This is a genomic window from Methylobacterium tarhaniae (assembly GCF_001043955.1).
Taxonomy (GTDB): Bacteria; Pseudomonadota; Alphaproteobacteria; order Rhizobiales; family Beijerinckiaceae; genus Methylobacterium; species Methylobacterium tarhaniae.
The window spans coordinates 1-24,686 of the sequence record NZ_LABZ01000024.1; the positions used below are offsets into that span (position 1 = coordinate 1).

The 24,686-nt window shown below is 71.6% G+C and carries 23 protein-coding genes; 12 read left to right on the plus strand and 11 right to left on the minus strand.

Translation table 11 applies throughout. The features are described 5' to 3' along the window. The first annotated feature begins 135 nt into the window (after positions 1-135). The 6 genes from VQ03_RS04005 to VQ03_RS04030 all read left to right on the plus strand — a co-directional run bounded on the left by VQ03_RS04005 (position 136) and on the right by VQ03_RS04030 (position 7,627). Positions 136-981: a protein-L-isoaspartate O-methyltransferase family protein gene (locus VQ03_RS04005; RefSeq protein ID WP_048449575.1), complete on the plus strand. Its 846-nt coding sequence runs from the start codon at positions 136-138 to the stop codon at positions 979-981. Positions 982-1,071: 90 nt separating this feature from the next. Further along, complete coding sequence (locus VQ03_RS04010) at positions 1,072-1,713, plus strand: MBL fold metallo-hydrolase (protein WP_048449576.1); 642 nt, start codon at positions 1,072-1,074, stop codon at positions 1,711-1,713. Positions 1,714-1,753: 40 nt separating this feature from the next. Continuing rightward, a complete protein-coding gene (locus tag VQ03_RS04015; RefSeq protein WP_048449577.1) occupies positions 1,754-2,716 on the plus strand; it encodes an aldo/keto reductase in 963 nt (320 codons plus the stop codon). 294 nt (positions 2,717-3,010) lie between these two features. Further along, the gene (gene gyrB, locus VQ03_RS04020; RefSeq protein WP_048449578.1) at positions 3,011-5,437 is read left to right on the plus strand and encodes a DNA topoisomerase (ATP-hydrolyzing) subunit B; all 2,427 of its coding nucleotides are present in this window, start codon (positions 3,011-3,013) and stop codon (positions 5,435-5,437) included. A 207-nt stretch (positions 5,438-5,644) separates the two neighbouring features. Continuing rightward, a complete protein-coding gene (locus VQ03_RS04025) occupies positions 5,645-6,622 on the plus strand; it encodes a phosphoribosylaminoimidazolesuccinocarboxamide synthase (protein ID WP_048449579.1) in 978 nt (325 codons plus the stop codon). Positions 6,623-7,402: 780 nt separating this feature from the next. Continuing rightward, on the plus strand, positions 7,403-7,627 hold the full coding sequence (locus tag VQ03_RS04030; RefSeq protein WP_048449580.1) for a hypothetical protein: 225 nt from the start codon (positions 7,403-7,405) through the stop codon (positions 7,625-7,627). 174 nt (positions 7,628-7,801) lie between these two features. Here VQ03_RS04030 and VQ03_RS04035 read toward each other — a convergent pair whose 3' ends face one another. From VQ03_RS04035 to VQ03_RS04045, 3 genes are all read right to left on the minus strand, one after another. Then, a complete protein-coding gene (locus VQ03_RS04035) occupies positions 7,802-9,211 on the minus strand; it encodes an adenylate/guanylate cyclase domain-containing protein (protein WP_083467764.1) in 1,410 nt (469 codons plus the stop codon). A gap of 233 nt (positions 9,212-9,444) precedes the next feature. Beyond that, positions 9,445-10,119: a hypothetical protein gene (locus tag VQ03_RS04040; protein ID WP_048449581.1), complete on the minus strand. Its 675-nt coding sequence runs from the start codon at positions 10,117-10,119 to the stop codon at positions 9,445-9,447. 396 nt (positions 10,120-10,515) lie between these two features. Then, positions 10,516-11,814: a solute carrier family 23 protein gene (locus VQ03_RS04045; protein WP_048449582.1), complete on the minus strand. Its 1,299-nt coding sequence runs from the start codon at positions 11,812-11,814 to the stop codon at positions 10,516-10,518. A 506-nt stretch (positions 11,815-12,320) separates the two neighbouring features. Between VQ03_RS04045 and VQ03_RS04050 the strand changes: the two genes are divergently transcribed. The 3 genes from VQ03_RS04050 (at position 12,321) to VQ03_RS04060 (ending at position 14,187) form a co-directional block, all read left to right on the plus strand. Further along, positions 12,321-13,049 carry an autoinducer binding domain-containing protein gene (locus tag VQ03_RS04050; protein WP_048449583.1) on the plus strand — a complete coding sequence of 243 codons (729 nt, stop codon included), beginning with the start codon at positions 12,321-12,323 and terminating at the stop codon, positions 13,047-13,049. Positions 13,050-13,160: 111 nt separating this feature from the next. Beyond that, positions 13,161-13,784, plus strand: a complete 624-nt coding sequence (locus VQ03_RS04055) for an acyl-homoserine-lactone synthase (RefSeq protein WP_048449584.1) — start codon at positions 13,161-13,163, stop codon at positions 13,782-13,784. A 109-nt stretch (positions 13,785-13,893) separates the two neighbouring features. Further along, positions 13,894-14,187 (plus strand): hypothetical protein, encoded by a 294-nt coding sequence (locus VQ03_RS04060; RefSeq protein ID WP_048449585.1) that lies wholly within the window; start codon positions 13,894-13,896, stop codon positions 14,185-14,187. Positions 14,188-14,295: 108 nt separating this feature from the next. Here the strand turns inward: VQ03_RS04060 and VQ03_RS04065 are convergent, their stop codons facing one another. Next, positions 14,296-15,021, minus strand: a complete 726-nt coding sequence (locus VQ03_RS04065) for an ArsR/SmtB family transcription factor (RefSeq protein ID WP_048449586.1) — start codon at positions 15,019-15,021, stop codon at positions 14,296-14,298. Between the two features lie 756 nt (positions 15,022-15,777). Between VQ03_RS04065 and VQ03_RS04070 the strand changes: the two genes are divergently transcribed. After that, positions 15,778-16,494: a cell wall hydrolase gene (locus VQ03_RS04070; protein WP_048449587.1), complete on the plus strand. Its 717-nt coding sequence runs from the start codon at positions 15,778-15,780 to the stop codon at positions 16,492-16,494. Positions 16,495-16,515: 21 nt separating this feature from the next. Here the strand turns inward: VQ03_RS04070 and VQ03_RS04075 are convergent, their stop codons facing one another. The 3 genes from VQ03_RS04075 to VQ03_RS32685 all read right to left on the minus strand — a co-directional run bounded on the left by VQ03_RS04075 (position 16,516) and on the right by VQ03_RS32685 (position 18,386). Beyond that, the gene (locus tag VQ03_RS04075) at positions 16,516-17,295 is read right to left on the minus strand and encodes an ABC transporter permease (protein ID WP_048449588.1); all 780 of its coding nucleotides are present in this window, start codon (positions 17,293-17,295) and stop codon (positions 16,516-16,518) included. Next, positions 17,292-17,921 carry an ABC transporter ATP-binding protein gene (locus tag VQ03_RS04080; RefSeq protein WP_048449595.1) on the minus strand — a complete coding sequence of 210 codons (630 nt, stop codon included), beginning with the start codon at positions 17,919-17,921 and terminating at the stop codon, positions 17,292-17,294. Before VQ03_RS04080 ends, VQ03_RS04075 begins: the two co-directional genes overlap by 4 nt. A gap of 201 nt (positions 17,922-18,122) precedes the next feature. Further along, on the minus strand, positions 18,123-18,386 hold the full coding sequence (locus VQ03_RS32685) for a hypothetical protein (protein WP_157063946.1): 264 nt from the start codon (positions 18,384-18,386) through the stop codon (positions 18,123-18,125). 312 nt (positions 18,387-18,698) lie between these two features. Here VQ03_RS32685 and VQ03_RS04085 point away from each other — a divergent pair, with 312 nt between their 5' ends. After that, entirely contained in the window at positions 18,699-20,090 is a 1,392-nt protein-coding gene (locus VQ03_RS04085; protein ID WP_083467766.1) for an MFS transporter, read from the plus strand. Between the two features lie 72 nt (positions 20,091-20,162). Here VQ03_RS04085 and VQ03_RS04090 read toward each other — a convergent pair whose 3' ends face one another. Continuing rightward, positions 20,163-20,606, minus strand: coding sequence for a hypothetical protein (locus VQ03_RS04090; RefSeq protein ID WP_053078395.1), 444 nt, complete (start codon positions 20,604-20,606; stop codon positions 20,163-20,165). A 206-nt stretch (positions 20,607-20,812) separates the two neighbouring features. Between VQ03_RS04090 and VQ03_RS04095 the strand changes: the two genes are divergently transcribed. After that, positions 20,813-21,727: a manganese catalase family protein gene (locus VQ03_RS04095; RefSeq protein ID WP_048449590.1), complete on the plus strand. Its 915-nt coding sequence runs from the start codon at positions 20,813-20,815 to the stop codon at positions 21,725-21,727. Positions 21,728-21,745: 18 nt separating this feature from the next. Here the strand turns inward: VQ03_RS04095 and VQ03_RS04100 are convergent, their stop codons facing one another. The 3 genes from VQ03_RS04100 to VQ03_RS04110 all read right to left on the minus strand — a co-directional run bounded on the left by VQ03_RS04100 (position 21,746) and on the right by VQ03_RS04110 (position 24,491). Further along, positions 21,746-23,104: a leucine-rich repeat-containing protein kinase family protein gene (locus VQ03_RS04100; RefSeq protein WP_048449591.1), complete on the minus strand. Its 1,359-nt coding sequence runs from the start codon at positions 23,102-23,104 to the stop codon at positions 21,746-21,748. 131 nt (positions 23,105-23,235) lie between these two features. After that, a complete protein-coding gene (locus VQ03_RS04105) occupies positions 23,236-23,505 on the minus strand; it encodes a hypothetical protein (protein WP_048449592.1) in 270 nt (89 codons plus the stop codon). A 695-nt stretch (positions 23,506-24,200) separates the two neighbouring features. Beyond that, complete coding sequence (locus VQ03_RS04110) at positions 24,201-24,491, minus strand: hypothetical protein (RefSeq protein WP_048449593.1); 291 nt, start codon at positions 24,489-24,491, stop codon at positions 24,201-24,203. Positions 24,492-24,686 lie beyond the last annotated feature (195 nt).

Sequence of the window (24,686 nt, forward strand, 5' to 3'; positions counted from 1 at the left end):
GTAGCGCGGGGCCGGCCCCGCCGCCAGGGGCTCCTGCGCACGATCGCGCGACAATCGTCCTACGCCCCCTGAGCCGGCCGGAACCGCCCCGCCGCCGGCCCGTTCGCCCCGTATCGGGAGGTGAGGCCGCCCGGCATGACCGATCTCGCGCAGCAGCGCGCCGCCTACGCGGCCCGCGTCACGGCCAAGGCCAGCACCGACGACCCGGCGCTGCGACGCGCCTTCGCGACGGTGCCGCGGGAGGCCTATTGCGGCCCCGGGCCCTGGACGATCCTGGAGGAGGGCGGCGCGGCCAGGGTCGCGGATCCGGCCGGGCTCTACCGCGACGCGCTGGTGGCCTTGCGCCCGGAGGCCGGCCTCAACAACGGCGAGCCGAGCCTGCACGCCCTCTGCCTGGCGGCGGTGGGGGTGAAGCCCGGCGAGCGGGTGGTGCAGGTCGGGGCGGGCGGCGGCTACTACACCGCGATCCTGGCCGAGCTGGTGGGACCGGAGGGCCGGGTCGAGGCCTACGAGGTCGAGCCGAGCCTGGCGGCCGCGGCCCGCACCGCGCTCTCCGGCTACGGGCAGGTGCGCGTGCACGACCGCTCCGGAGCCGAAGGCCTGCTGCCGCCGGCCGACCTCGTCACGGTGGCGGCCGGCGCCACGGCGCCGCTGCCGGTCTGGCTCGACGCGCTGCGCCCCGGCGGCCGCCTGCTGGTGCCCCTGACCGCCGAGCGGAGCGGCGGGATGCTGCTGGCGACCCGGCCGCCGGGACCCGTGCAGGCGGGGCCCGCGCAGACGGGGTCAGCCCAGGTCTGGCCGGCCCGCTTCCTGGCGCCGGTGAGCTTCGTGCCCTGTGCGGGCGCCCGCCGGCCGGAGGAGGCGGCCCGCCTCGCCACGGCGTTCCGCGACCGGGACTGGACCCGCGTGCGCCGTCTCCACCGGGGCGGCCGGCCCGGACCGGGGGCCTTCGTCGCCGGGGAGGGCTGGTGGCTGGAGTGAGGCCGGCAGCCCCGGGGTGCCGCGGCAGCGCCATCCAGGCTACAAGGGGCCACGTCTTCCTCACCCCCGAGCTTCAGCCCAAGGCCCGTCATGCCGAGCACGCCCCGCGCCGCGATCATCCCGGTCACGCCGTTCCAGCAGAACTGCACCCTCCTGTGGTGCGACGCGACGAAGCGGGCCGCGGTGATCGATCCGGGCGGCGACCTCGACCGCATCCAGGCCGCCATCGCCAAGGCCGGCGTCACGGTCGAGAAGATCCTGCTCACCCATGGCCATATCGATCACGCGGGTGCTGCCGCCGATCTGCGCGATGCGCTGGGCGTCCCCGTCGAGGGGCCGCATCGCGCCGACAAGCCGCTCCTCGACAGCCTGCCCGAGACCGGGGCCGCCTACGGCATCGACGGCGCCAAGGCGGTCACGCCCGACCGCTGGCTCTCCGAGGGCGACACCGTGACGGTCGGCGAGCTCACCTTCGACGTGCTGCACTGCCCCGGCCATTCCCCGGGCAGCGTGGTGCTGGTGAGCCGGGACGCCCGCTTCGCCCAGGTCGGCGACGTGCTGTTCCGGGGCTCGGTCGGGCGCACCGACCTGCCGGGGGGCGACCACGCCGCCCTGATCTCGTCCATCAAGACCAAGCTGCTGCCGCTCGGCGACGACGTCGCCTTCATCCCCGGCCACGGCCCGACGGGCACGATCGGGCAGGAGCGGCTGTCGAACCCATTCCTTCGATAGGAGCCCCCTCGTGGATTTGCGTCCCTTGGATTTGCGTCCCTTGGATCTGCGTCCCCTCGGCCGTTCCGGCCTCTCGGTCCCGCCCTTCTGCTTCGGCGGCAACGTCTTCGGCTGGACCGCCGACGAGGCGACCTCTTTCGCCCTGCTCGACCGCCTGCTGGAGACGGGCTTCACCTTCATCGACACCGCCGACGTCTATTCGCGCTGGGCGACCGGCCATCGGGGCGGCGAGTCGGAGGCGGTGATCGGGCGCTGGCTCAAGGCCCGGGGCGCCCGCGACCGCATGACGATCGCCACCAAGGTCGGCATGGACATGGGCGAGGGCCGGACGGGCCTGAAGGCCCCCTACATCGAGCGGGCGGTGGAGGATTCCCTGCGCCGGCTCCAGACCGACCGGATCGACCTCTACCAGTCCCATGCCGACGACGCGGAGACGCCGCTGGAGGAGACACTGTCGGCCTACGACCGGCTGATCCGCGCCGGCAAGGTGCGGGCGATCGGGGCCTCCAATTACTCCGCCGCCCGCCTGCGCGAGGCTCTCGCCGTCGCGGCCCGCGAGGGATTGCCGCGTTACGAGTGCCTGCAACCGGGCTACAGCCTGGCCGACCGGGAGGGCTACGAGGCCGAGCTGGAGCCCCTGTGCCGGGAGGAGGGGATCGGGGTGATCTCCTACTTCTCCCTCGCCGCCGGCTTCCTGACGGGCAAGTACCGGCAGGAGGGCGCCGCCGCCGGCCGCGCCCGCGAGGCCCGGGTCTCGACCTTCCTCAACCCGCGCGGCCTCGCCTTCCTCGACCTCCTCGACGAGGTCGCCGGGGAGCACGGCGCGACGCCGGCCCAGGTCGCCGTCGCGTGGCTCGTCGCCCGGCCGGGCCTCACCGCGCCGATCGCCAGCGCCACCTCGGTGGCGCAGCTCGACGAGGTGCTGGGCGGCGTGGGCCTCGCCCTCGACCCGGCGGCGTCCGCCCGGCTCGAAGAGGCGAGCCGGGGCACGCTCAAGACCTGACAGGCGGCCGTTGGCGGATCCTTAACGAGGTGCGGCGAAACGTAACTTCGGTTAGGATGCGGCGGGGATGGACGGGGCTGCCGGCCGCCCCCGCCGGACAGCGAAAAGCGCCTCTGCGGCGCCGAAAACCGATGCAATTTCAAGGCGGAATGCTTACATCAAGGATCCGCCGGATCGTGCTCGTCACGGCCCGGGACCCTTGAGACACGAGACCCAGACGGCGCCGGTTCCAACCGGCGCCGGCGCGGGCCGCCTCCGCCCCGGGACGCGCGCCCGCCCGCACCAGGAACCGACATGGCCGAACCCGCCCGCGATCTGACCCCCGACACCTATGGCGCCGACTCGATCAAGGTCCTCAAGGGCCTGGACGCGGTGCGCAAGCGGCCGGGCATGTATATCGGCGACACCGACGACGGCTCGGGCCTGCACCACATGGTGTACGAGGTCGTCGACAACGCCATCGACGAGGCTCTGGCCGGCCACGCGACCCTCGTCACCGTCACCCTCAATCCGGACGGCTCCTGCACGGTCTCCGACAACGGCCGCGGCATCCCGACCGACATCCACCCGGAGGAGGGCGTCTCGGCGGCCGAGGTCATCATGACCCAGCTGCATGCGGGCGGTAAGTTCGATCAGAACTCCTACAAGGTCTCGGGCGGCCTGCACGGCGTCGGCGTCTCGGTGGTGAACGCCCTCTCGACCTGGCTGCGCCTGCGCATCTGGCGCGCCGGCCAGGAGCACGCGATGGAGTTCCGGCACGGCGATGCGGTCTCCCCGCTCGCGGTGGTGGGTCCGGCCGGCGACCGGCGCGGCACCGAGGTGACGTTCCTGCCCTCGACCGAGACCTTCACGATGGTCGAGTTCGACTACGCCACCCTGGAGAAGCGCCTGCGCGAGCTGGCCTTCCTCAATTCCGGCGTGCGCATCGTGCTCACGGATGCCCGCCACGCCGAGCACAAGCGCGAGGAGCTGGTCTACGAGGGCGGCGTCGAGGCCTTCGTGCGCTACCTCGACCGGACCAAGACCCCGCTGGTGACCCAGCCGGTGGTGGTGCGCGCCGAGCGCGACGGCATCGGCGTCGAGGTCGCCCTGTGGTGGAACGACAGCTACCACGAGACGGTGCTGCCCTTCACCAACAACATCCCGCAGCGCGACGGCGGCACCCACATGGCCGGCTTCCGGGCGGCGCTGACCCGCCAGGTCACCGGCTACGCCGAATCCTCCGGCATCGCCAAGCGCGAGAAGGTCTCGCTCACCGGCGACGATTGCCGCGAGGGCCTGACCGCGATCATCTCGGTCAAGGTGCCGGACCCGAAATTCTCGTCGCAGACCAAGGACAAGCTGGTCTCGTCCGAGGTGCGCCCGGTCGTCGAGAACGTCCTCAACGAGGGCCTGTCGAACTGGCTCGAAGAGCACCCCTCCGAGGCCAAGACCATCGTCGGCAAGGTGGCGGAGGCGGCCGCCGCCCGCGAGGCCGCCCGCAAGGCCCGCGAGCTGACCCGCCGCAAGGGGGCGCTCGACATCGCCTCGCTCCCCGGCAAGCTCGCCGACTGCCAGGAGCGCGACCCGTCGAAATGCGAGATCCTCCTGGTCGAGGGCGACTCGGCCGGCGGCTCGGCCAAGCAGGGCCGCGACCGGACGTTCCAGGCGGTGCTGCCCTTGCGCGGCAAGATCCTGAACGTCGAGCGGGCCCGCTTCGACAAGATGCTGTCGAGCCAGGAGATCGGCACGCTGATCACCGCGCTCGGCACCGGCATCGGCCGCGAGGAGTTCAACCCCGACAAGCTGCGCTATCACCGCATCATCATCATGACCGATGCGGATGTCGACGGCTCGCATATCCGCACTCTGCTCCTGACGTTCTTCTTCCGCCAGATGCCGGAGCTGATCGACCGCGGCCACCTCTACATCGCCCAGCCGCCGCTCTACAAAGCCCAGAAGGGCAAGACCGCGATCTACCTCAAGGACGACCGGGCGCTGGAGGATTACCTGATCGACGGCGGCGTCGAGGGGGCGGTGCTCAAGCTCGCCACCGGCACCGAGTTCGGCGGGCCGCAGCTCAAGGCCCTGGTCGACGAGGCGCGCGGCGTGCGCCAGATCCTGCACGGGATGCATTCGCGCTATGACCGCGTCGTGGTCGAGCAGGCGGCGATCGCCGGGGCGCTCCGCCCCTCGGTGGCCGGCAACCCGGACGAGGCCGACGTGGTGGCCGACGAGATCGCCCGTCGCCTCAACGCCATCGCGGACGAGATCGAGCAGGGCTGGGAGGGCGAAGCCAAGGACGGCGGCTACGTGCTGTCGCGGACGCTCAGGGGCGTGCGCCAGGTCGCGGTGCTCGACGAGGCCTTGATCCACTCGCAGGAGGCGCGCCGCCTCGACGAGCGGGCGGAGAATCTCAGCGAGATCTATGGCGCCCCCGTCACCCTGGTGCGCCGGGGCGACGAGACCACGCTGCACGGTCCGGTCGCGCTGTTCGAGGGCATGATGGCGCTCGGCCGCAAGGGCCTGCAACTGCAGCGCTACAAGGGCCTCGGCGAGATGACCGCCCAGCAGCTCTGGGAGACGACGCTCGACCGCGACGTGCGCTCGCTGCTCCAGGTGAAGGTCAAGGACACGACCGACGCCGACGACCTGTTCGTCAAGCTGATGGGCGACGTGGTCGAGCCGCGCCGGGAGTTCATCCAGGAGAACGCCCTCAACGTGGCCAATCTCGACGTGTAATTTTCCGGCTCATGTCAATCTAGATTTTCCATCTATAACCTCATCCTGAGGTGCTGGCGATCGAAGGTCGCCGGACACCCCAGGATGAGATCGTGCGTGGGAGAGAACGGCTCCTCGCGCCCGCCCGCCGCTTGATCGCAGACCCGCACCGGCGATAGGCAGGGCCGAAAGCGCGCGGGTTCCGGGGCGCGAACGCGGAGTGTGATCATGCAGGCGGCCGAGCTCGCGCCCTTTTCCGACTACGTCCTGCCGGAGGCGACCCTGCCGGAGCTGCCGGGGCATTACCGCGGCAAGGTGCGGGACAATTACGACCTGCCGGACGGCCGGCGGATCCTGATCACCAGCGACCGGTTGAGCGCCTTCGACCGGGAACTGGCGGCGATCCCGCTGAAAGGCCAGGTCCTGACCCAGACCGCGCGCTACTGGTTCGAGAAGACGCGGGATATCTGCGACAACCACGTGCTGGCCTATCCGGACCCGAACGTGGTGGTGGGCCGGCGCCTCACCATCCTGCCGGTCGAGATCGTGGTGCGCGGCTACCTCGCCGGCAGCACCGGAACCTCGGTCCTGACCCTCTACAAGGCCGGCCAGCGCGAGATGTACGGCCACCGGCTGCCCGACGGGATGCGCCCGCACGAGCCGCTGCCGCAGCCGATCATCACCCCCACCACCAAGGCCGGCCACGGCGACCACGACGCGCCGCTCTCCGCCGCCGAGATCCTGGAGCGGGGGCTCTTGACGCAGGACCAGTGGCAAACCCTGTCGGAGGCGGCTTTGGCCCTCTTCGCCCGCGGCCAGGCGATGGCGGCGGAACGCGGCCTGATCCTCGCCGACACCAAGTACGAGTTCGGGACCGATTCCGACGGGCGGATCGTGCTCGCCGACGAGATCCACACCCCCGACAGCAGCCGCTACTGGTTCGCCAAGAGCTATCCCGAGCACCTGGCCGCCGGTACCCTGCCGGAGAGCTTCGACAAGGACGTGGTCCGCAACTGGGTCGCGGCGCGCTGCGATCCCTACCGCGACCCGGTGCCGGAGATCCCGCCCGAGGTCGTGCTGCGCACCGCCGCCACCTATGTCGGCGCCTTCGAGACGATCACCGGCGAGCGTTTCGCCCTGCCGGACACGAGCGAGCCGCCGCTGGCGCGCATCCGCCGCAACATCGCGGCCTTCCTGGCGCAGTAGGGCCCCGGTCCCTTTACCCGCGAGACCGGGCGGACGATGTCGCCCGGCCGCACCGGCTCAGCCGCACGGCCCGGCACTTCGACGCTCGTCGTCGGGGAGCCGGTCTTTCGAGCCGTGACGCCGGCGGGGCCTCGAGGCGAGAGCGCCCGGACGCTCCGAGCGCGATCCGCACGATACTGCCGGCCCATGCAGGGACGGGGCACGATTGTGCTTGTCGGGATCGGGGCCGCTCGGCTATGAGCCTGCGCACAGAAAAAAGGCCGCCCTTGCGAGGCGGCCCGAAGTCTAGGGAGGAAACGCCCAAAGAGGGCAGCACCGCCGCGACGCCATCGCTGCGGTGCGAAAACGTTTTCTCATGCTGCAGCGCACACGGCAATCGGACGCCCCGCACGACGGCCATGCTTGTCGCGCATGGCGGCCGGACCGGTGGCCCGGGACGGCGTCAAACCGCCCCTTGCCCTGCCTTCACGACCTGTTAGACGACCCTTCTCCCTCGTGGACGTACCCTGTGGCGCTCCGGCTCCGCCGACAGGCTGGACCGTGAGGGAGCTCGTGACGACGAGTTGGCGGTGGACCAGTTCTCCCCGCCAGCCTGTGAGGCTCAGTGGGCCGGGTGGTTGCGGGAGGGTCGGCGCAGCGGGGAACAGGAACCGCGTCGCCGGCTGATGGCCCACATATTCGCTCCCGTCGGAGCGGGGGTAGCGCGCCGCCGCGCAAGTTCAAGAATTTCGGAAAAGGCTACGCTTCGCTAACCATGCGCCGGTTCGCATGGGAGCACGCATGAGAACGGCAGCGAGAGCCTACCGGTTCGTGGGTGGAGAGCCCCGCCGGTCCGATCGATCCTGCGAGACGCGCCGCGGCGAGAGGCAGGTCGGCCAGAATCCCGTTGAGAGGAGGCCGGTCGGGGAGATCTGGTCGCAGCAGGACAGCCGCGGCCTCACCGCGCGCGAGCTGATCCGCCTGGCCCAGGCGGTGCGGCTGCGCCCCGCCCCCTCGTCCGACTAAGCAGAGTTGCGTCGGCGAGCCGACGCAACTCTGCTTAGGTTCTTGTTGGGTCGCTGATTTTGGTCGCAAAACCGGCTGCCGCTTTTGCGAGATCTGCTGAGCCGGCCCCGGCCGCGCGACCGGCACCTAGAGAGAAGAAGGCCCCGCTTCGGCGGGGCCTTCTTCGTCGGGGGCTCACGCCTCTCCGTGCGGAAGGACCGGGGCGAAGATCGAGATGGCTTGCGTGCGGCCGGCGAGGGGCTCGCGGCCGACCTCCCGCCAGGCGGCGGGATCCGAGGAGCCGGCGACGACGGCCTCGGAGGCGAGGACCACCGCACCGTAGCGCTTGGTCGCCTGTTCGAGGCGCGAGGCGACGTTGACCGCATCGCCCAGCACCGTGAACTCCATCCGCTCCTCGTCGCCGACGATGCCGCAGAAGACCTCGCCGACATGGATGCCGATGCCGATCTTCACCGCACGGGGCAGCTCGCGGGTGTCGTTCCAGGCCTCGACGATGCCGGTGAGATCCTGCGCGAAGGCGAGCGCCCGGGCCGCGTCGTCGCCGCCCTCGTCCGGCACCCCGAACAGGATCAGGGCCCCGTCGCCGATGAACTTGTCGACGAAGCCGTGATGCCGGCGCACGCAGGCCAGGATGCGGGTCCGGAAGGCGGTGAAGAACTGCGACAGGCCCTCCGGGTCCATGCCCTCGGCCATCCCGGTCGAGTCACGGATGTCCACGAAGGCGATGACCGCCCGCTGGCGGCGGCCGCGGCGGAGCGCGGCGTCGCCCGCCGCGAGCCGGGGCGCGATCTCCGCCGGCAGGAAGCGCGACAGGCTGGCCCGCCCGACCGCGTCCCGGACCGCGGAGGCGAGGAGCCGCCGCGAGCGGACGATGCCGAAGGCCGTGGCCGCGCCGGCGAGCAGGATCAGCGTGAAGCGCATCACGTTGACGGGCATCGAGAACAGCTGGGTCCAGGCCGGCTTGCCGGCGGAGTCCGGATCGAGGACCAGGTGGTGCTCGAGCCCGACCGCGATCCCGACGAGGCCGAGGGTGAGCAGCCCCACGGCGGAGAGCTGGACCTTCACGTCGTAGCGCAGCGCCCCGACCGCCAGGACCAGGGGGATCGCCCAGATGATCGGCGCGGAGGGCAGGGCGTTGCCGGGCAGGCCGCGCTCGCCGAGGGCGAGGACCGTGATGGCCAGCACCAGCCCGACATCCAGCACCATGAACAGGTAGGCGTAGCCGTGGCGCCAGCGCTGCGGCACCGCGAGCACGATGCTGGCCGCCCCCACGGCCAGGAAGCCCAGGGAGGCGATCCAGGCGTTGCGCTGGAACAGGCCGAGCGACACGCCCGCCAGCTCGTGCAGCACGTGGCTGGCGGCGATCACCGTGACGAAGACGCAGGCCCCGATCCCCACCCGCAGCCAGCCGATCAGCCGCTCGGCCGCGACCTCGTGGCGGCGCATCAACCCGGCGACCAGGTCGCCCGCCAGGGGAGCCACCAAGGGGTTGGTGAGGAGATCCGCCGCGGCGCCCGCCCGCGGGCCGGAAACCGGCGCAGCCTGGCCGGGTGGATCCTGCTGCACGCGCAATCCTGGCTGCATGCCGGCCTCCTGGCGCCCCGGACAGGGCGGAGAAAGGCCTGATTAGAGCATGGCCGTGACCGGACGGCTACTGGGCCTGACCTGACCCGACCCGGCCGCGAGCTTTCCCTGAAGCCGGCAGAGGGGAGCGATGCCTGACCGGTACTGCACGAAGCGAGGCCTCATCCCGTTCAGCCGGCCTCCGAGCCGCTGCTGCGGACGATTTGCGGACACCGCCGGCGGCCCGTGCCGGCCTATGCAGGGCGCGGGATCCGCGTGGCGGCCTCCGCGGCCCTGGTGCTCGCCTTGGCTGCCCTGGCCTCGCCCACCGACGCGTCGATGTATTCGGCGCTCCACGACCGCAGCTTGCCGTCGTCGAGGGTCATCGTCCCCGACACGTCCTGCGACGCGATCAGCCGTGCGGCGTACCGGCCATGGGCGGCGGCGCGCCCGTCATCGTCCTTGGCCGCCTTCGTCTCCTTCTCGAAGGCCTCCAGCGCCTTCTGCGCCGCCCTCATCGCGTTGAGGCTAGCCACCTCCTTGAATTCCTTGGCGAGATCCGGGTCGTCCTTGAACATCTTGTCGATGGTCTTCTTGTAGGCACCGTCGGTCGTGACGTTGCCCATGCTGTCGAGCTTGAGATTGATCGGGCTGTCGAGCTCGATGCCCAGGTTCTTCAGCCGTGCAACGAGCTTGTCCGCGAGGGCCTTGGAACGTTCCTGCGCGATGTCGTCGAGCGACTTGATGCCGGTGGCGATCGATGGCGACGGTGTTCCGCTGACGAGTTCGGCGAGTTTCGCCTTGGCGGCGGCGCTGAGGTCGACCGTCGTGGCGGCCCCCAGCTTGGCGGCCGAGCCCGGCAGAGCCTGTGCGCCGGCTGTCGCGGTGCCCGGCACCGGTGGCTTGGGCACGGCCTTGCCGACGACCAAATCCTTCGAAGCTGCCGCCGTCGGCCTCTGCGCTGCTGCTATCGGTGCCACGAACCGGATCTCCGGTTGAATACGATGCCGTAGAGATAAGACAAGCAAGTTACCGATTTGTAAAATTTATTGGAAATTATGAATTGATTATCTTGCGGCGCGGCGGATATCGATGATAGACCGCCGCCGCGATTTCGGCACCACGCCGCTCAAGTGCTGACATCGCGCGCAAGTACTGACATCGCGCGGCAGCATCTCACAGACAGTTCGCGCCTGATCTTCGCGAGCCAGGCAGCACGTTGCGAGGCCCTCCGATCGAAGACGGTGAGCCGCGCCCGATCGACGGGTGATCGGACGCTGCTCGATCCTCGCTCCCGGGCCTTGCGCCGGATCCCCCGGCCTATGTCAGGCCGGATCGTCGCGCAGCAGGTGGTAGAGCAGGATCGCCGCCGCCGTGGCGGTGCCGATGCCGCCGAGCTTGAAGCTGCCCAAGGAGACCGTGAAGTCGCCGGCGCCGAGCACCAGGGCGGTGCCGACGGTGAGCAGGACCCGGGTGCGGGAGAAATCGACCCGGTTCTCGACGAAGATCCGTCCCGCCGCGGCGGCGATCAGCCCGAACACCACCACCGACAGGCCGCCGATCACCGGGCCGGGGATCACCAGGATCGCGGCGCCGAATTTCGGCGACAGCCCGAACAGGATCGCGACGAGCCCGGCGACGGCGAAGACCAGGGTCGAGTAGATCCGGGTCACCGCCATCACGCCCATATTCTCGGCGTAGGTCGTCACGCCGGTGCCGCCGAAGAAGCCCGACAGCATCGTGGCGAGCCCGTCGCCCAGGAAGGCGCGGCCGAGCCAGGGGTCGAGGTTGCGCCCGGTCATCGCGCCGATCGCCTTCACGTGGCCGAGATTCTCGGCGACCAGCACCAGGGCGACGGGCGCGATCAGCCAGATCGCGGACGCCTCGAAGACCGGCGCGGTGACATGCGGCCAGCCGAACCACGGCGCCTCGGCGATGCGCGACAGGTCGAGGGGCTTGGCCAGCCCCAGGCCGTTCGCCAGCACGCCGTAGAGCAGGGTGGCGGCCACCGCCCCGATCAGGAGCGGCAGGCGCCGCGCGGATCCGGGCAGGTACGAGGCGGCGAGGCCGACCGCCAGGATCGTGAACAGCCCGACCCCGACATCGATCCCCGAGCCCGAGATGCCCTTCACGCCGATCGGCGCGAGGTTGAGGCCGATCGCCCCGACGATGGCGCCGGTCACCGCCGGCGGCATCAGCCGGCCGATCCAGGCATCGCCCGCCCGCATCACCACGAGGCCGATCAGCGCGTAGACCGCGCCCGCCGCCACGATGCCGCCGAGGGCGACCGGCAGGTTCGGGTTCGGGCCGCTGCCGCCATAGCCGGTGGCGGCGATCACCACCGCGATGAAGGCGAAGCTGGAGCCGAGATAGCTCGGCACCCGCCCGCCGACCACGACGAAGAACAGCAGCGTCGCGATGCCTGAGAACAGGATCGCCAGGTTGGGATCGAACCCCATCAGCAGCGGGGCGAGCGCGGTCGAGCCGAACATCGCCACGACGTGCTGGAGCGCCAGCACCACCGTCTGGCCGAGGGGCGGCCGCTCGTCCGGCAGCACCACCGCCCCCCGGGCGAGCCGCCAGCGCGGGAAGCCCCCTTCTTCCGTCCGTTCCTCCGGCTTCATGGTCTCTCTCCCCCTGATCGCGTGTCCGGGGAGGGCCTTAGAGGATCCGGAGCGGATCCGGGAATAGGAGGGCGGCGCAGATCGTGGGCCGCGCGGCCCCTCCCGCGATCAGGCGCGGGCCGAGCCCCGTTTCCCGGATGGCGCCGGGCAGGACGGAGGGGCCGGGGTGCGGCATGATCTTCCCCGAAGGCCGCCCGACCCCAGGCGCAGCCGGCCGGCGGGGGCGGGCCGCTTGCGGTCCAAAGTCTTTGTGTGGCTTCATTCCGCAAGGTTCGGAGGCGGTATTCGCAGAGTTTCCGGCCCAGCGCGGTGGATATGACGCAAGGATCGGGCCGGCTGGGACGGCGCGGGACGGATCCGGTCCGTGGCCGCCGCCGGCCGCCAAGACACGCGATCCGCGGATCTTGCTGCCGGCTCGTCGATCCGCGACACTGTGCCTCCCGGGCCGCCGCCAGCGGCCACAATCAGCGATGTTACCGGATGCCACTCCGCGTTAGGCAGGTTGCATGAGCCGGAAGCGCCTCGACCTGACCCTCGCCTTCCTGCGCGCCCTCGACCGGACGGCGAGCCCGCAGGACGTGTCCGAGCTCCTGCTCCGGCTCCTCGGCCGCTTCGGGATCGAGCACGCCCTGGCCGGGACCCTGCCGATCATCGGCGCGCCGCCGCGCCAGCAATACGAGCACGCCCTCCTCGACGCGATGCCGCCGGATTGGAAGACCCGCTACCTGTCCCGCGGCTACCTCTTCCGGGACGCCACGGTGCGCCACCTCGCCGAGGCGAACGCGCCCTATGCCTGGTCCGAGATCGCCGACCGCTACCGCGAGGACCCGGCGGCCCTGCGCGTCATGAACGAGGCCGGGGAGCACGGCCTGCGCCACGGGGTCACCGTGCCGCTCCTGACCCTCGACGGGCAGCTCGCGGGCTTCAGCTTCTCGGGCGCGCGGATCGAGGTCTCGCCGGAGGATCTCGGCACGCTGCAGCTCGTGGCGACCTACGCCTTCGCCCAGCTCGTCCTGCTGCGCTCGGAGGCCGGCGCCGAGATCCGCCTGTCGCCGCGCGAGCGCGAGGTGCTGCAATGGGTGGCCGAGGGCAAGACGAACTGGGAGATCGGCGAGATCCTGTCGATCTCCGCCAAGGGCGTCGAGCATCACCTGCGCACCACCCGGAGCAAGCTCGGCACGCTCAACAGCACCCAGTCGGTGGCGGTGGCCCTGCGGCGCGGCCTGATCTCCTGATCCCGGCCGCCATCCCCGCGATCCGGCGGCGCCGGCGTCCACACTAGGGAATTCCCCAGTACGGTTGCATCGTCAGAGCATGGAGAAAGGCTCCGAGAGGAGACCGTTCCCATGATCCACGTCGTCACCGCCGCCAACCAGGACCGCTACGCCGCCGAGATGGAGGAGGTGTGGCGCCTGCGCCACCGCGTCTTCGTCGAGGAGAAGGGGTGGAGTGCCCTGCGCCGCCCGGACGGGCGCGAGATCGACCAGTTCGACACGCCCCACGCCGCCCACTTCCTGGCGATCGAGAGCGGCCAGGTGATCGGCTACAGCCGGCTCCTGCCGACGACCCGGCCGCACCTGCTCTCGGACGTGCTGCCGGAGCTGTGCGAGGGCGACCGGCCGGCCGGCCCGCAGATCTGGGAATGGACCCGCCAGGCGGTGGCGCCGAGCCACCGCACCCGCGGCAAGAACCACCCGGTCTCCCTCGAGGTGATGACCGGCATCGTCGAATGGGGCCTGGAGAACGGGGTGACCTGCTTCCTCGCCCAGATGCCGATCGTCTACCTTCTGCACGTCCTCCAGTTGCACTTCCGGGCCGTGCCGCTCGGCGTGCCGGCCGAGATCGACGGCGAGCGGATCATCGCGGTGGAGGCCCGCTTCGACGCCCGCACCCTGCGCAAGCTCCAGGAGATCCGGGGCACCAAGGCCTCGGTCCTGGCCCCGACCTCGCCGACCTACCTGATGGCCTGACGCGGCCGCCCTTCGAGACACCACCCGAGACGCCCCATGGGACCCCGGCGGAACCCCCGCGGGGAACCCATGGGACAGCGAGACACCGAGAGAGAGAACGAGAGAGACCATGAGCCGCCGTCCCCCACCGACCATCGACGAGATGGCCGACATCCTGCCCCCCCTGGTCCGCGCCCTCGGCGAGATCGTCGAGATGATGGAGGGCCTGGTGGACGTGGCCTGCCACGCCACCAACGTCCAGGAGACCACCGCCGACACCCTGGCCGATCTCGGCCACACCCTGACGGAATACGCCCACACGCTGATGCAGGAGGCGACGGAGCGCCGCCGCACCGGCCGCGGCAGCGTGCCCCTGACCTCTCGGGTCGCCGCCGGGGACGGGGAGGCCCTGCCGGTGGCGTGAGGGGGCGCCGCGTCGCGGGAGGCTCTCAGTGCACCTCACAAAACTCCCGCTGCGCTGACGCGGCCATAGCGAGCGACGACAGCGGTCGGGAGTTTTTTGAGAGAGACGCTAAGGATCCCCGCAGGCGCAGGCCTGCCCGTAGCCGAAGGCCTGCCGGAGCGCGAGGCGCCCGCCGGGCGTCACCGCGACGGCCCGGCTGCCCTCGGTCCGCCGCAGCCAGCCCCGGTCGAGGCAGGTGGCGAGCAGGGCCGCCCCGAGGGCGCCGGCGATGTGGGGCCGGCGCTCGCTCCAGTCGAGGCAGGGGCGGCAGAACACCCGCCGGCCGGAGGAGGACGCCGCGAGGTCGACTCCGAGGCCGCGCAGGAAGACCTCGCCCGCCGGGGTGACGGCACCGCCGTCGGCCCCGAGCTCCACCGCGCCCTGCGCCACGAGGGCGTCCGCCATCGCGACGGCGAGGCGTCCGGCAAGGTGGTCGTAGCAGGTCCGGGCCTCCCGCAGGGCGGCGTCCCGCGGACCGGGCGGCCGGGTTCGCGGTGACGGGACCGGGTCCGGCCCCGGCTCTGCCGCCACCGCCATCACGCCCTCCAGCATCCGCGCCACCGCCGGGGAGGCGAGGCGGTGATAGCGGTGGCGCCCCTGGCGCGCGACCGTGAGGAGGCCCGCTTCCGTCAGCTGCGCGAGGTGGCCGCTCGCGGTCTGCGGCGTGACGCCGGCGGCGCGGGCGAGCTCCGCCGCGGTCAGTGCCCGGCCGTCCATCAGCACCGCCAGCATGCCGGCGCGGGCCGGATCGCCCACCAGGGCGGCGGTACGGGCAAGGGCGGTGGTCGTCACCATGGCGGTCTCCTCGGGCGGTCTCCTCGGGCGGCTCACCGGGCTTGCGCATCGTAGTCCGGCACGGCGCCCGACGCTTCGGCCCCGGCCGAAGCGTGATCCTGGACGATTCGGCCTCGGCCGACACGTGATCGTGACGCTTCGACCGCGGCCGAAGCACGCCGGCCGGAGGCCGCGCGAGGCTCGCGCCATCCCCAACCGGATGGTCCGCCATGCTGCCGCTGATTCGCCGCCTCCTCGCCCTCCGCCGCCCGGACGTCCCGGGGAGCGGCCCGCCCGGGGAGGGCGCATGGGCCCGACTGCTGCGGCAGCGCCGCGACCGCACCAGATTGGCCGGGCTCGACGACAGGTTGCTGCGCGACATCGGATTGCGGCGCACGGTCTCGGCGGCCGGCATCGACTTCGCGCCCCTGTCCTCGGCCGAGCCCCATGGAGCGGGAAGACCCGCGGGACCGCCGCATCACTGCCGAAGACAGGATAGATCCGGGCGCGCGGCGATGTCGTCCCACCGCCGCGGTGCCATCGACTGGCCATGATCGGGCCGTGATTGGGCCGTCCTCCGGAGGCTGATCGCACGACGCACGGGCCGTGAGCCGGCGGTGTTTCCCGTTTGCATCACGTCGCTTGGATCTTACTGCCAAGCTCGATGAATGGTTTACGAACCGTATCCGTGCCCCGTCTTCGCCACATTCCGCCTCAAGCTAGGCCAGGAGCGCGGCCATTCCGGCCGTGCCCGGCCAGTGCACGAGAGGGGCCTGCATGACGCGGAACCGGACTTTCCCCATCACAGCCGCCCTCGCGGTTCTCGCCACGGCCCCGCAACTCGGCGCCTGCAGCCTGATGCCCACCGGGGTCGACGCGACGGGAAGCCTTCCGGACCGCAAGCAGCTCGCCGCCGTCACCGGCGCCGACCGGGACTGCCTCGCCCGGGCGATGTATTTCGAATCCAACCGCTCGAGCGAGGAAGGCCTGCTCGCGGTCGGCACCGTGGTGATGAACCGGCTCGAGGCGCCGGCCTACCCGAACTCGATCTGCGGCGTCGTCGGCCAGAAGCGCCAGTTCGCCACCGGCGTCCTGCACAAGCCGATGCGCGACAAGGAGCGCGCGAAGGCCGAACAGATCGCCGACGCGATCCTCGCCGGCGACCGCCACGAGAAGGTCGGCGGCGCGATGTTCTTCCACACCGCCGGCTACACCTTCTCCTACCGCAACATGCATTACGTCGCGCTCGCCGGCGGCAACGCCTTCTACGAGAAGCGTCCGTGGTACGACCGCGGGGGCACGACGGCGCGCCGGGTGCCGAGCGCCGCGACCCAGCTCGCCCAGCTCCAATCCGGCTCGGCCGGCAGCGCCCGCTGGACCTCGCAACCGGTCCGCGTCGCGCGCAACGCCCAGCAGACCCCGCTCGCCGAACTCGGCCCCGCCCGCAACATCTGCCGCGTCGCCGCCGCCGAGACCGGCCGCAGCCCGGGCTGATCCACCGGAACGGGCCCGCCGTCACGCCAGCCGGTCGAGCCGCAGGCGGTGGCGGGCGTCGGTGAGCCGGCGCGACGCGGCGAGGACCGCCCCGGTCACCCCGAGGCCGCTCGCCCCCGCCAGCAGGAACAGGATCAGGATCTGCGATGCGGCCGCGCCTTGCGGGTCCTGCCCGGCGAGGATCTGGCCGGTCATCATCCCCGGCAGGGTGATCAGCCCCGCCGCCGCCATCTGGTTGAGCACCGGGATCAGCCCGGCCCGGATCGCGCTGCGGGTGAGCGGCGCCAGCGCCTCGTCCCGGGTGGCGCCGAGCGCGAGCCGCGCCTCGATCCCCGCGCGCTCCCGCTGCACCGCCCCGGTGAAGCCGTTGAGCCCGATCGCGACCCCGCTCATCACCGAGCCGAGCACGATGCCGGCGAGCGGGATCAGCGCGTGCGGGTCCCACCACGGAAGCGGGCGCAACGCCGCGAGACCGACCGCGACGGCGATGACCGTCGCCCCCGCGGTGACGAACCCGCCGAGCGCATAGCGCCACGGACCTCGCAGGGGCCGCTCCTGCCGGGCGCCGATCTCGTAGGCCGCGGCGAGCGCCATCACGGCGACCACCCCGACCACCGGCCCCGGCGCCCCGAGGCCGAACACCGTGCGTAAGGTCAGCCCGACCAGGGTGAGCTGCACCACCAGCCGGCAGGCCGCCACCAGCATCGTGCGGGCGAGCCCCAAGCCCAGCATCGCCGAGAGGCCGGCATTGAGGAGCACGAAGGCCGCCCCGAGGGCGAGGTCGAGGGGTCCGGGGATCATCCGGACGGGATCGTTGCGGACGGGATCGTTGCGGACGGAATCGCCTGGCCGTCCGCGACCGCGAGCCGGCGCGACGCGAGGCGCGCCACCTGGGCGGGGTCGTGGGAGACGAGGACGACGATCAGCCCGGCGGCGCGGCGCGCCTCGATCACCGCCTCGGCGCCCCGCACGCTGTCGGGATCGAGGGAGGCGGTCGGCTCGTCGAGGAGCAGCACCCGCGGCCCGCCGGACAGCGCCCGCAGCAGGGCGAGGCGCTGGCGCTCGCCAGTGGAGAGCCGCGCCACCGGCCAGCCGAACACCTCCGGCGGCAGGCGCAAGGCCTCCCGCTCCGGGCCGAGGCGGGACGGGGCGTCGGCGGAGAAGTGCCCGGCCACGCTCTCGGCCCACCAGCCTGCTTCAGCGGCGAGATAGGTCACGCGCCGGCGCCAGAGCGGCGCCGGCACCGCCTCCCGGTCGATCCCGTCGAGGCTGACCCGGCCCTCGGACGGGTCGAGATCGGCGACCATGCGCAGGAACACGCTCTTGCCGGCCCCCGACGGTCCGACGACCGCGCAGGCCTCGCCCGGCGCGAGCGCGAGGTCGAACGGGCCGAAGCGGCCGCGGCGGAGGGACTCGATGCGGAGCATGGGCGGCCCCGCGACCGTGCCGGAGGCGCAGGCGGAACGCAACCGCCGCGCGGCTGTCCGGTCCACCGCGATGAGGCGGGAGGACGACGTGGTGGCGATGCCGGCACGAACTCCCGTCGCGGCTTTCGCGCGGAGCACGAACTCGCGGAGGTCGGCATCGACGTCACACCGGAGAGGCCCCGGCGGAGGCCGGGGCCTTTCTCAATCCCATTCGCCGCTCCAGGGCTCGGCGAGGTGCCGATCGAGCCGGCGTTGCTTGACCCGGGCCTTGCGAACGCAAACCCGTTCGTTGCCGTTGGCCACCATTCGGCCGTTGCCGCGGCGGCGGCGCCCCTGGAAGCCGACCCGGACCATCTTGTCGGGGAACCAGCGGCATGAGCCGCGGCTGTTTCGCCACGGCCTGCGTGGCGGAGAGCTGATATACATGACCAGACTTTCGTGAGAGCGGTTCAGCAGCCGCGGCAACACGAAAGATCATGTGAAGACAGGGTAGGATCGACATCGGGTTCCTGTCAAGATCTTCGCCCCTGCCGCAGGGTTGCGTGCCAGCCGGTCTCGAGCGGGAAAAGCTGCTGTCCCAGGCGGCAAAGATCAGCCCTGTCGCCGTGCGGGCGATCCCCGTTCGCGCCCCGATGCAGGCCTGGACGTGCGGAACGCAACCGCCGCGCTGCTGTTCTCTCTGCCACGGACGAGTCGGGAGGATGCGACGTGGCGGCAGCAGCGGAAGCGGCGCGGGGCGCCGGGACGGGGACCGTGCGCACCGACGTGCCGGCCCGGATGGACCGGCTGCCCTGGAGCCGCTTCCACCTGCTGCTCGTCATCGCGCTCGGCATCACCTGGGTGCTCGACGGGCTCGAGGTCACCATCGTCGGGGCGATCGGCCCGGTGCTGCAGGACAAGCGGGCGCTCGGCCTGACGCTCCAGGAGATCGGCGCCTCGGCCTCGTTCTACGTCGTCGGCGCGGTGGTCGGCGCCCTGGTGTTCGGCTGGCTCACCGACCGGTTCGGCCGCCGCCTCGTCTTCTACGCCACGCTGATGATCTATGTCGGCGGCGTCATCGCGAGTGCGCTCGCCTGGGATTTCTGGAGCTTCGCGCTGTTTCGCCTCGTCACCGGGCTCGGCATCGGCGGCGAGTACGCGGCGATCAACTCGGCGATCGACGAGCTGATCCCGGCCAAGTATCGCGGCCGGGTCGACCTCATCGTCAACGGCAGCTTCTGGATCGGGGCCGCGGCGGGGGCGGGGGCCTCGCTGCTCCTCCTCGATCCCGACCTCCTCGACCCGGATTTCGGCTGGCGCCTCGGCTTCGGCATCGGCGGCGTGCTGGGTCTCGGCATCCTCTTCCTGCGCCGCTACGTGCCCGAGAGCCCGCGCTGGCTCGTCACCCACGGCCGCGAGGACGAGGCCGAGCGCACGGTGGCGGAGATCGAGCGCAAGGTCGAGGCCGAGACGGGGCAGACGCTTCCGAAGGCGGAGGGCATCCTCGAGGTGCATCCGAAGAAGAGCTTCGGCTTCGGCGAGATCTTCGCCTCCATGGTCCACAAGCACCGTGGCCGCAGCATCCTGGCCCTGGTGCTGATGATCGCCCAGGCCTTCCTGTTCAACGCGGTGTTCTTCACCTACGGGCTGGTCCTGGCGAAGTTCTACGGCGTGCCGGAGAACAAGGCCGGCGTGTTCCTGGTGCCGCTCGCCATCGGCAATTTCCTGGGCCCGCTGCTGCTGGGCCACTTCTTCGACACGATCGGCCGGCGCCGGATGATCGCCGGCACCTTCGCCTTGAGCGGCGTGCTGCTGATGGCGACCGCTGTGGTGTTCGGCCTCGACCTGTTCACCGCCTGGACCCAGACCTTCGCCTGGATCGCGATCTTCTTCGTCGCCTCGGCGGCCGCCTCCTCCGCCTATCTCACGGCGAGCGAGATCTTCCCGCTGGAGACCCGGGCACTCGCCATCGCGGTGTTCTACGCGCTGGGCACCGGCGCCGGCGGCGTGATGGCGCCGTGGCTCTTCACCCACCTGATCGAATCCGGCCGGCACTGGGCGCTGGCGGGGGGCTATGCGGGAGCGGCCCTGCTGCTGGTGATCGCCGCGGTGACGGAGTGGAGGCTGGGAGTCGATGCGGAGGGGAAGTCGCTGGAGAGTATCGCGGACCCGTTGTCGAAGGTGGGGTGAGAGCCTGCGGGGCCGGCGACGACCGGCCCCTGTCCCATTTGCCCCCGCCCATGTCCGGCGTCGCCGCGGCAGTCAGTGCAGGGCCGCCGGCCGCTCGGCCTCCGGCGGTATCGCGGCCTCGTCGAGCAGGGCCGTGCGGATGCGGGCAAGCCGGAGTTCCGCCGCCTCGCGGCCGGCCTCGGCGGCGACGGCAGCGCTCCGGGCCGCCGCGGTATCGGCCATCACCTCGGCCAGGCGCTCCTCCAGCCGGCGCACCCGGGACCGCTCGGCGGACAGCTTGGCCTCGGCCTCGGCGGCGGCATCTTGGGCCTCGGCGGCGGCCTGACGCGCGTCGACGGCCTCGGTGGAGGAGGCTCGCAGCGCCTCCTCGACCCGGCCGAGCAGGGCGCCGACCTCGCGGCTGAGCCGGTCGGCCCGGGCCTCGGCCGCGGCGACGCGGGCGGTGGAGGCGCGCACCGTCTCGGTCGCGCGGCGCAGCAGGGTGACGATGGTGCCGGTGTCGATCGGGGTGGCCATGGGGTCCGGTATCTCGGTGTCCGGGATTCGCGCGGCGATTCCCCAGGGGCGCCCGCCGGTGCGCCGCGGTCAAGGACTATTGCACCGCTTCCCACACTCCTCGGCGCCCTGCGACCGATGCGCCCGGCCGGCGCGCGGCGGGGGAACCCAACATGGATCAAATCGATGCTCCCGGGGACTATCCCCGAGCGAGAAGGTGCCGTGCCATGTTCATGAGGATCGACCGCCTGCAGGCCGAGCTGCCGCAGCCCAAGAGGCCCGACCCGAACGCCGCCGCCGCCCTGCAGGAGCTGCTCGGCGGCAAGTACGGCGAGATGTCGACGCTCGGCAACTACATGTTCCAGAGCTTCAATTTTCGCGACAAATCCAAGCTGCGGCCCTTCTACAGCCTGGTCTCCAGCATCTTCATGGAAGAGCTCGGTCATGTCGAGCTGGTCTCGACCGGCGTAGCGATGCTCAACAACGGCCCCGGCGACCCGACCCCGGACGTCGACGTGTCGAAGGCCCCGTTCCACGAGATGCAGGACATCCGGCTGGCCGGCAGCTTCCTCAGCAACGGCGGCGGCGCGATGCCGATGAATTCGAACGCCGCGTCGTGGAACATGGACATGGTCACCACGACCGGGAACATCATCATCGACCTCCTGCACAACTTCCATCTCGAATGCGGCGCCCGGCTGCACAAGCTGCGCGTCTACGAGACCCTGAAGGACCCGACCGGGCGCGAGGTCTGCGGCTACCTGCTGGTGCGCGGCTCGGTGCATGCCCACGCCTACGCCCTGGCGCTGAAGAAGCTCACGGGCGTCGCCATCGAGCAGATGCTGCCGACCCCCAACATCAACCTCGACCGCATCCCGGAATGCCAGAAGTACCTGCAGGAGGGCAGCCACCGCCGGCTCTACCGCTTCAACTCGCCCGACTACCCGGAGGCGGCCGGGGTGTGGTCGAACGATGAGGTGGCACTGCCGGGCGATCCGCCGGGCAACCTCGAAGTGGTCGACGGCGCGCCCGAGGGCGGCAAGATCCCGGAACTCGACGGCAATTACGGCGCCTTCGCGCCGAACTACAAGCCCGAGGAGATCTTCGAGATCGCCAGCAAGCTCTACAAGAAGAGCCGCTGAGACGAGCATCGGGGCCGGTCAGGCCGGCCCCGATTCCCCGATGCTCGCGTCGAGGGCGTCCAGCACCTCGGCCATCGGCGGACGCGCCGCCGGATCGGCCCCGGTGCAGGCCCGCGCCAGGGCGTCGAGGGCCGGATGGGCGAGGGGGGCGATCGCCCGCAGCTCCTCGAGGAGCAGCCCGAAGGCCCGCACGTCGAGGCGCTGCAGGAACGCGCCCTCCGGGCCCGGCGGCAGGGCGGAGGCCGCGCCGAGATCGCTCAGCACCGCCTCGCCGCGGACCCCGTCCCACAGGACGTTGTGGGCGTAGAGGTCGCCGTGGCCGAAGCCCCGCGCGTGCAGGTGGGCGGCGCCCGCCGCCACGCCCCGGGCGAGGCGCAAGGCGACCGGCGGCGTCAGTCGGAGACCGGGCTCGTAGACGTCGCGGCTGCAGCTCTCCAGGCTCGGCGGCCCGGCGAGCACCCGCCAGCCCTCCGGCAGCAGCGGCATCAGCAGCCCTTGCGCGCCGTCCGGATGGTCGGCGAGGCGGCCGAGGCCGCCGGTGAGGTGCGGGTGCGGGCCCGCCGCCAGGCAGGCCGCCATCTCGCGCTCTGGCAGGCCGTCGCTGGTCATCGCGCCCTTGAACAGCTTGAGGGCGACGGGCCTGTCCTCTCCCGCGCCCTCCTGCCGCCACGCCGCCCGCATCACCCGCCCGGAGGCGCCCTCGCCGAGGAGCGAGCCGACCGCGAGGTCGCCCCAGGCGACCGCCGCCGCGGCTGGCGCCGGCGCGGCGCGGTCCTCGAAGGGGTTGCCGGCCCAGGACAGCCAGGCGAGGCGCGGCAGGGCGGTGAGGCAGGCGGGCAGCGCCGACAGGTCGTTGGCGGCGATGCGCAGGAGTTCGAGGTTTTCGGCGTCCCTCAGGCTCTCCGGCAGGGACCGCAGGCGGTTGCCCGCCAGCATCAGCTTCTGCAGCAGGGGCCGGGCGCCGAGCGAAGCGGGCAGGACGGCGATGCGGTTGTCGGTGAGGGTGAGCCAGCGCAGGGCCGGGGCCAAGGACTCGGCCGGCACCTCGGCGATGCCGGAGCCGCGAAAGCCCACCTGGCTCAAGGCGGCGCAATCGCCGAGGACCGGCGGCAGCCGGTCGAAGCGGTTGCCGGAGCAGAACAGCACCCGGAGCCGGCGCAGGCGGCCGAAATCGGCGGGCAGCGCGGTCAGGTCGTTCTGGCCGAGGTCGAGGAATTCGAGCGTGTCGGCGAGGCCGAGGATTTCGGGCGGCAGCTCGGTGAGCCGACCCTGCGGCCCGCCGGGGAGCCGCAGCTCCCGGACCCCGGCGAGGTCGCCCCGGCGCAAGGCGGCGAGGCCCGCACGGGTCGCGGGCGGCAGGCCCGCCTCCAGGCTCATGAGGAGCAGGCCCGGCAGGACCGGAAAGGTGTCGGCATCGTCGTCTCCCGGCGGCGTCTCCGGCGCGCCGCCGGGCGGTGGTCGCCGGGAAACGCGGCCGGATCAAGGGGCTGCGCGGGCGACGGAGCGCCTCAATACGGGTAGCCGTAATAGCCGGGCGGCGGCGCCGGGCGGTAGCCGTAGCCGTAGCCGGCCGGCGGCCGGCCATAGGTGCGCAGGTAAGGGTCGTAGCGCGGCTGGCGGAAATTGCCGTTGTTGACGCCGGCCGAGCGGTCGTTGCCGTTCAGCCCCGCATAGGGCGAGAGCCCGCTGCCGGAATCGTTGTTGCGGGCGAGCGCCGCGCCGGCCGTCCCGAGGACGAGGGCCGCCGCAACGGTCACCTGGACCGTGAGAGCGCGCATGGAAGGCCTCCTGATGGAGCATGGGGCGATACCGTTCGCAACAGGCGACGGCCGGCCGGGGTTCCGGCGCACGAGGCGCGGCCTTTCGGCGCCCGACCTGGCCGGGGGCCGCGTCGCTTCCGGCGGCGCGGCCCCTCGCGCTCACGTCAGGACTTGCTCACGTCAGGACTTGCTCATGGCAGGACTTGCGGGCCCATTCCGGGCATGGCGAATCCGGCCACGAAGGCGACCATCCGCAGGAGCGACGGACACACCGTCACGCCCGCCAGGCGGAAGGGAGAGCGACTGGCCGTCGTAAGCGTCGCGAGGCCTCGGTGTGGCCCTCCTCACCGCCTCAAAAGCGCCGGAGGCACTCTCACGGCTCATCCGCGAACGGTGAAATGCCATCCCGGCTCGAAATGCGCCGTCGCCTTGACGCCTTGGACGCGAAGCGCTTGTCGCCGCCCTCTCAAGCCCACCCACGTCGCCAGCCCGAGAGCGACGGCACTGGCGGCAAGTGGCCCCGAGATCACTGCCGCGACAATGCCGCAAGGAGCTGTAATCGCCGCTGCAAGCGGGCCGACAATCAGCGCTGGAAGCACGATGCCGACCGCCGTTCCGGAGTTCGGTTCAGTTCTCATGCGGGATCAACTGCACAACAAGCCTTTCGTTGCAGCCGAGCTTCGTCGGAAAATAGATCCGAGCGCATGGCCTTTTCAGGCGATTCGTCTCCCATCCTGACGGATCTCCGACTGCGAGGTTTCCAGGCGCTTCGCCTCGGCGGCAATGCCTCGCAGATCGGCCACCATGGCGTCCGTCTGCGCCTCCAGATCCTCTTCCGACTGGTAGGTGGGTCCGCGGAACTGCATGACGACCAGAGCTGCCGCCGCTGCGCAGAGACTACCACCGAGCGGAGCACTGAGAAGGGCCATCACCCAGCCGAAGGGGGCCATTGCCGCACCCGTCACGAGACCACCGGCAATCGCCACGAACACGAACAGCAGCATGGGTGCCACCTCCACGAGGGAGAGGTGTGCCGGTCGAGGCGTTAAGGCAGCCATAAATCTTTGCGACACATCGAGCCCGTACGGTTCTTCCTTCTTCCGCCCCAAGGCAGCGTCGGGTGCCGCGTGCGAGGGGTCTACGAGCGCGGTAGCGCGGCAGGCCGACCCTGCCAGCCTTGACCGAACCAACCGCCCCGT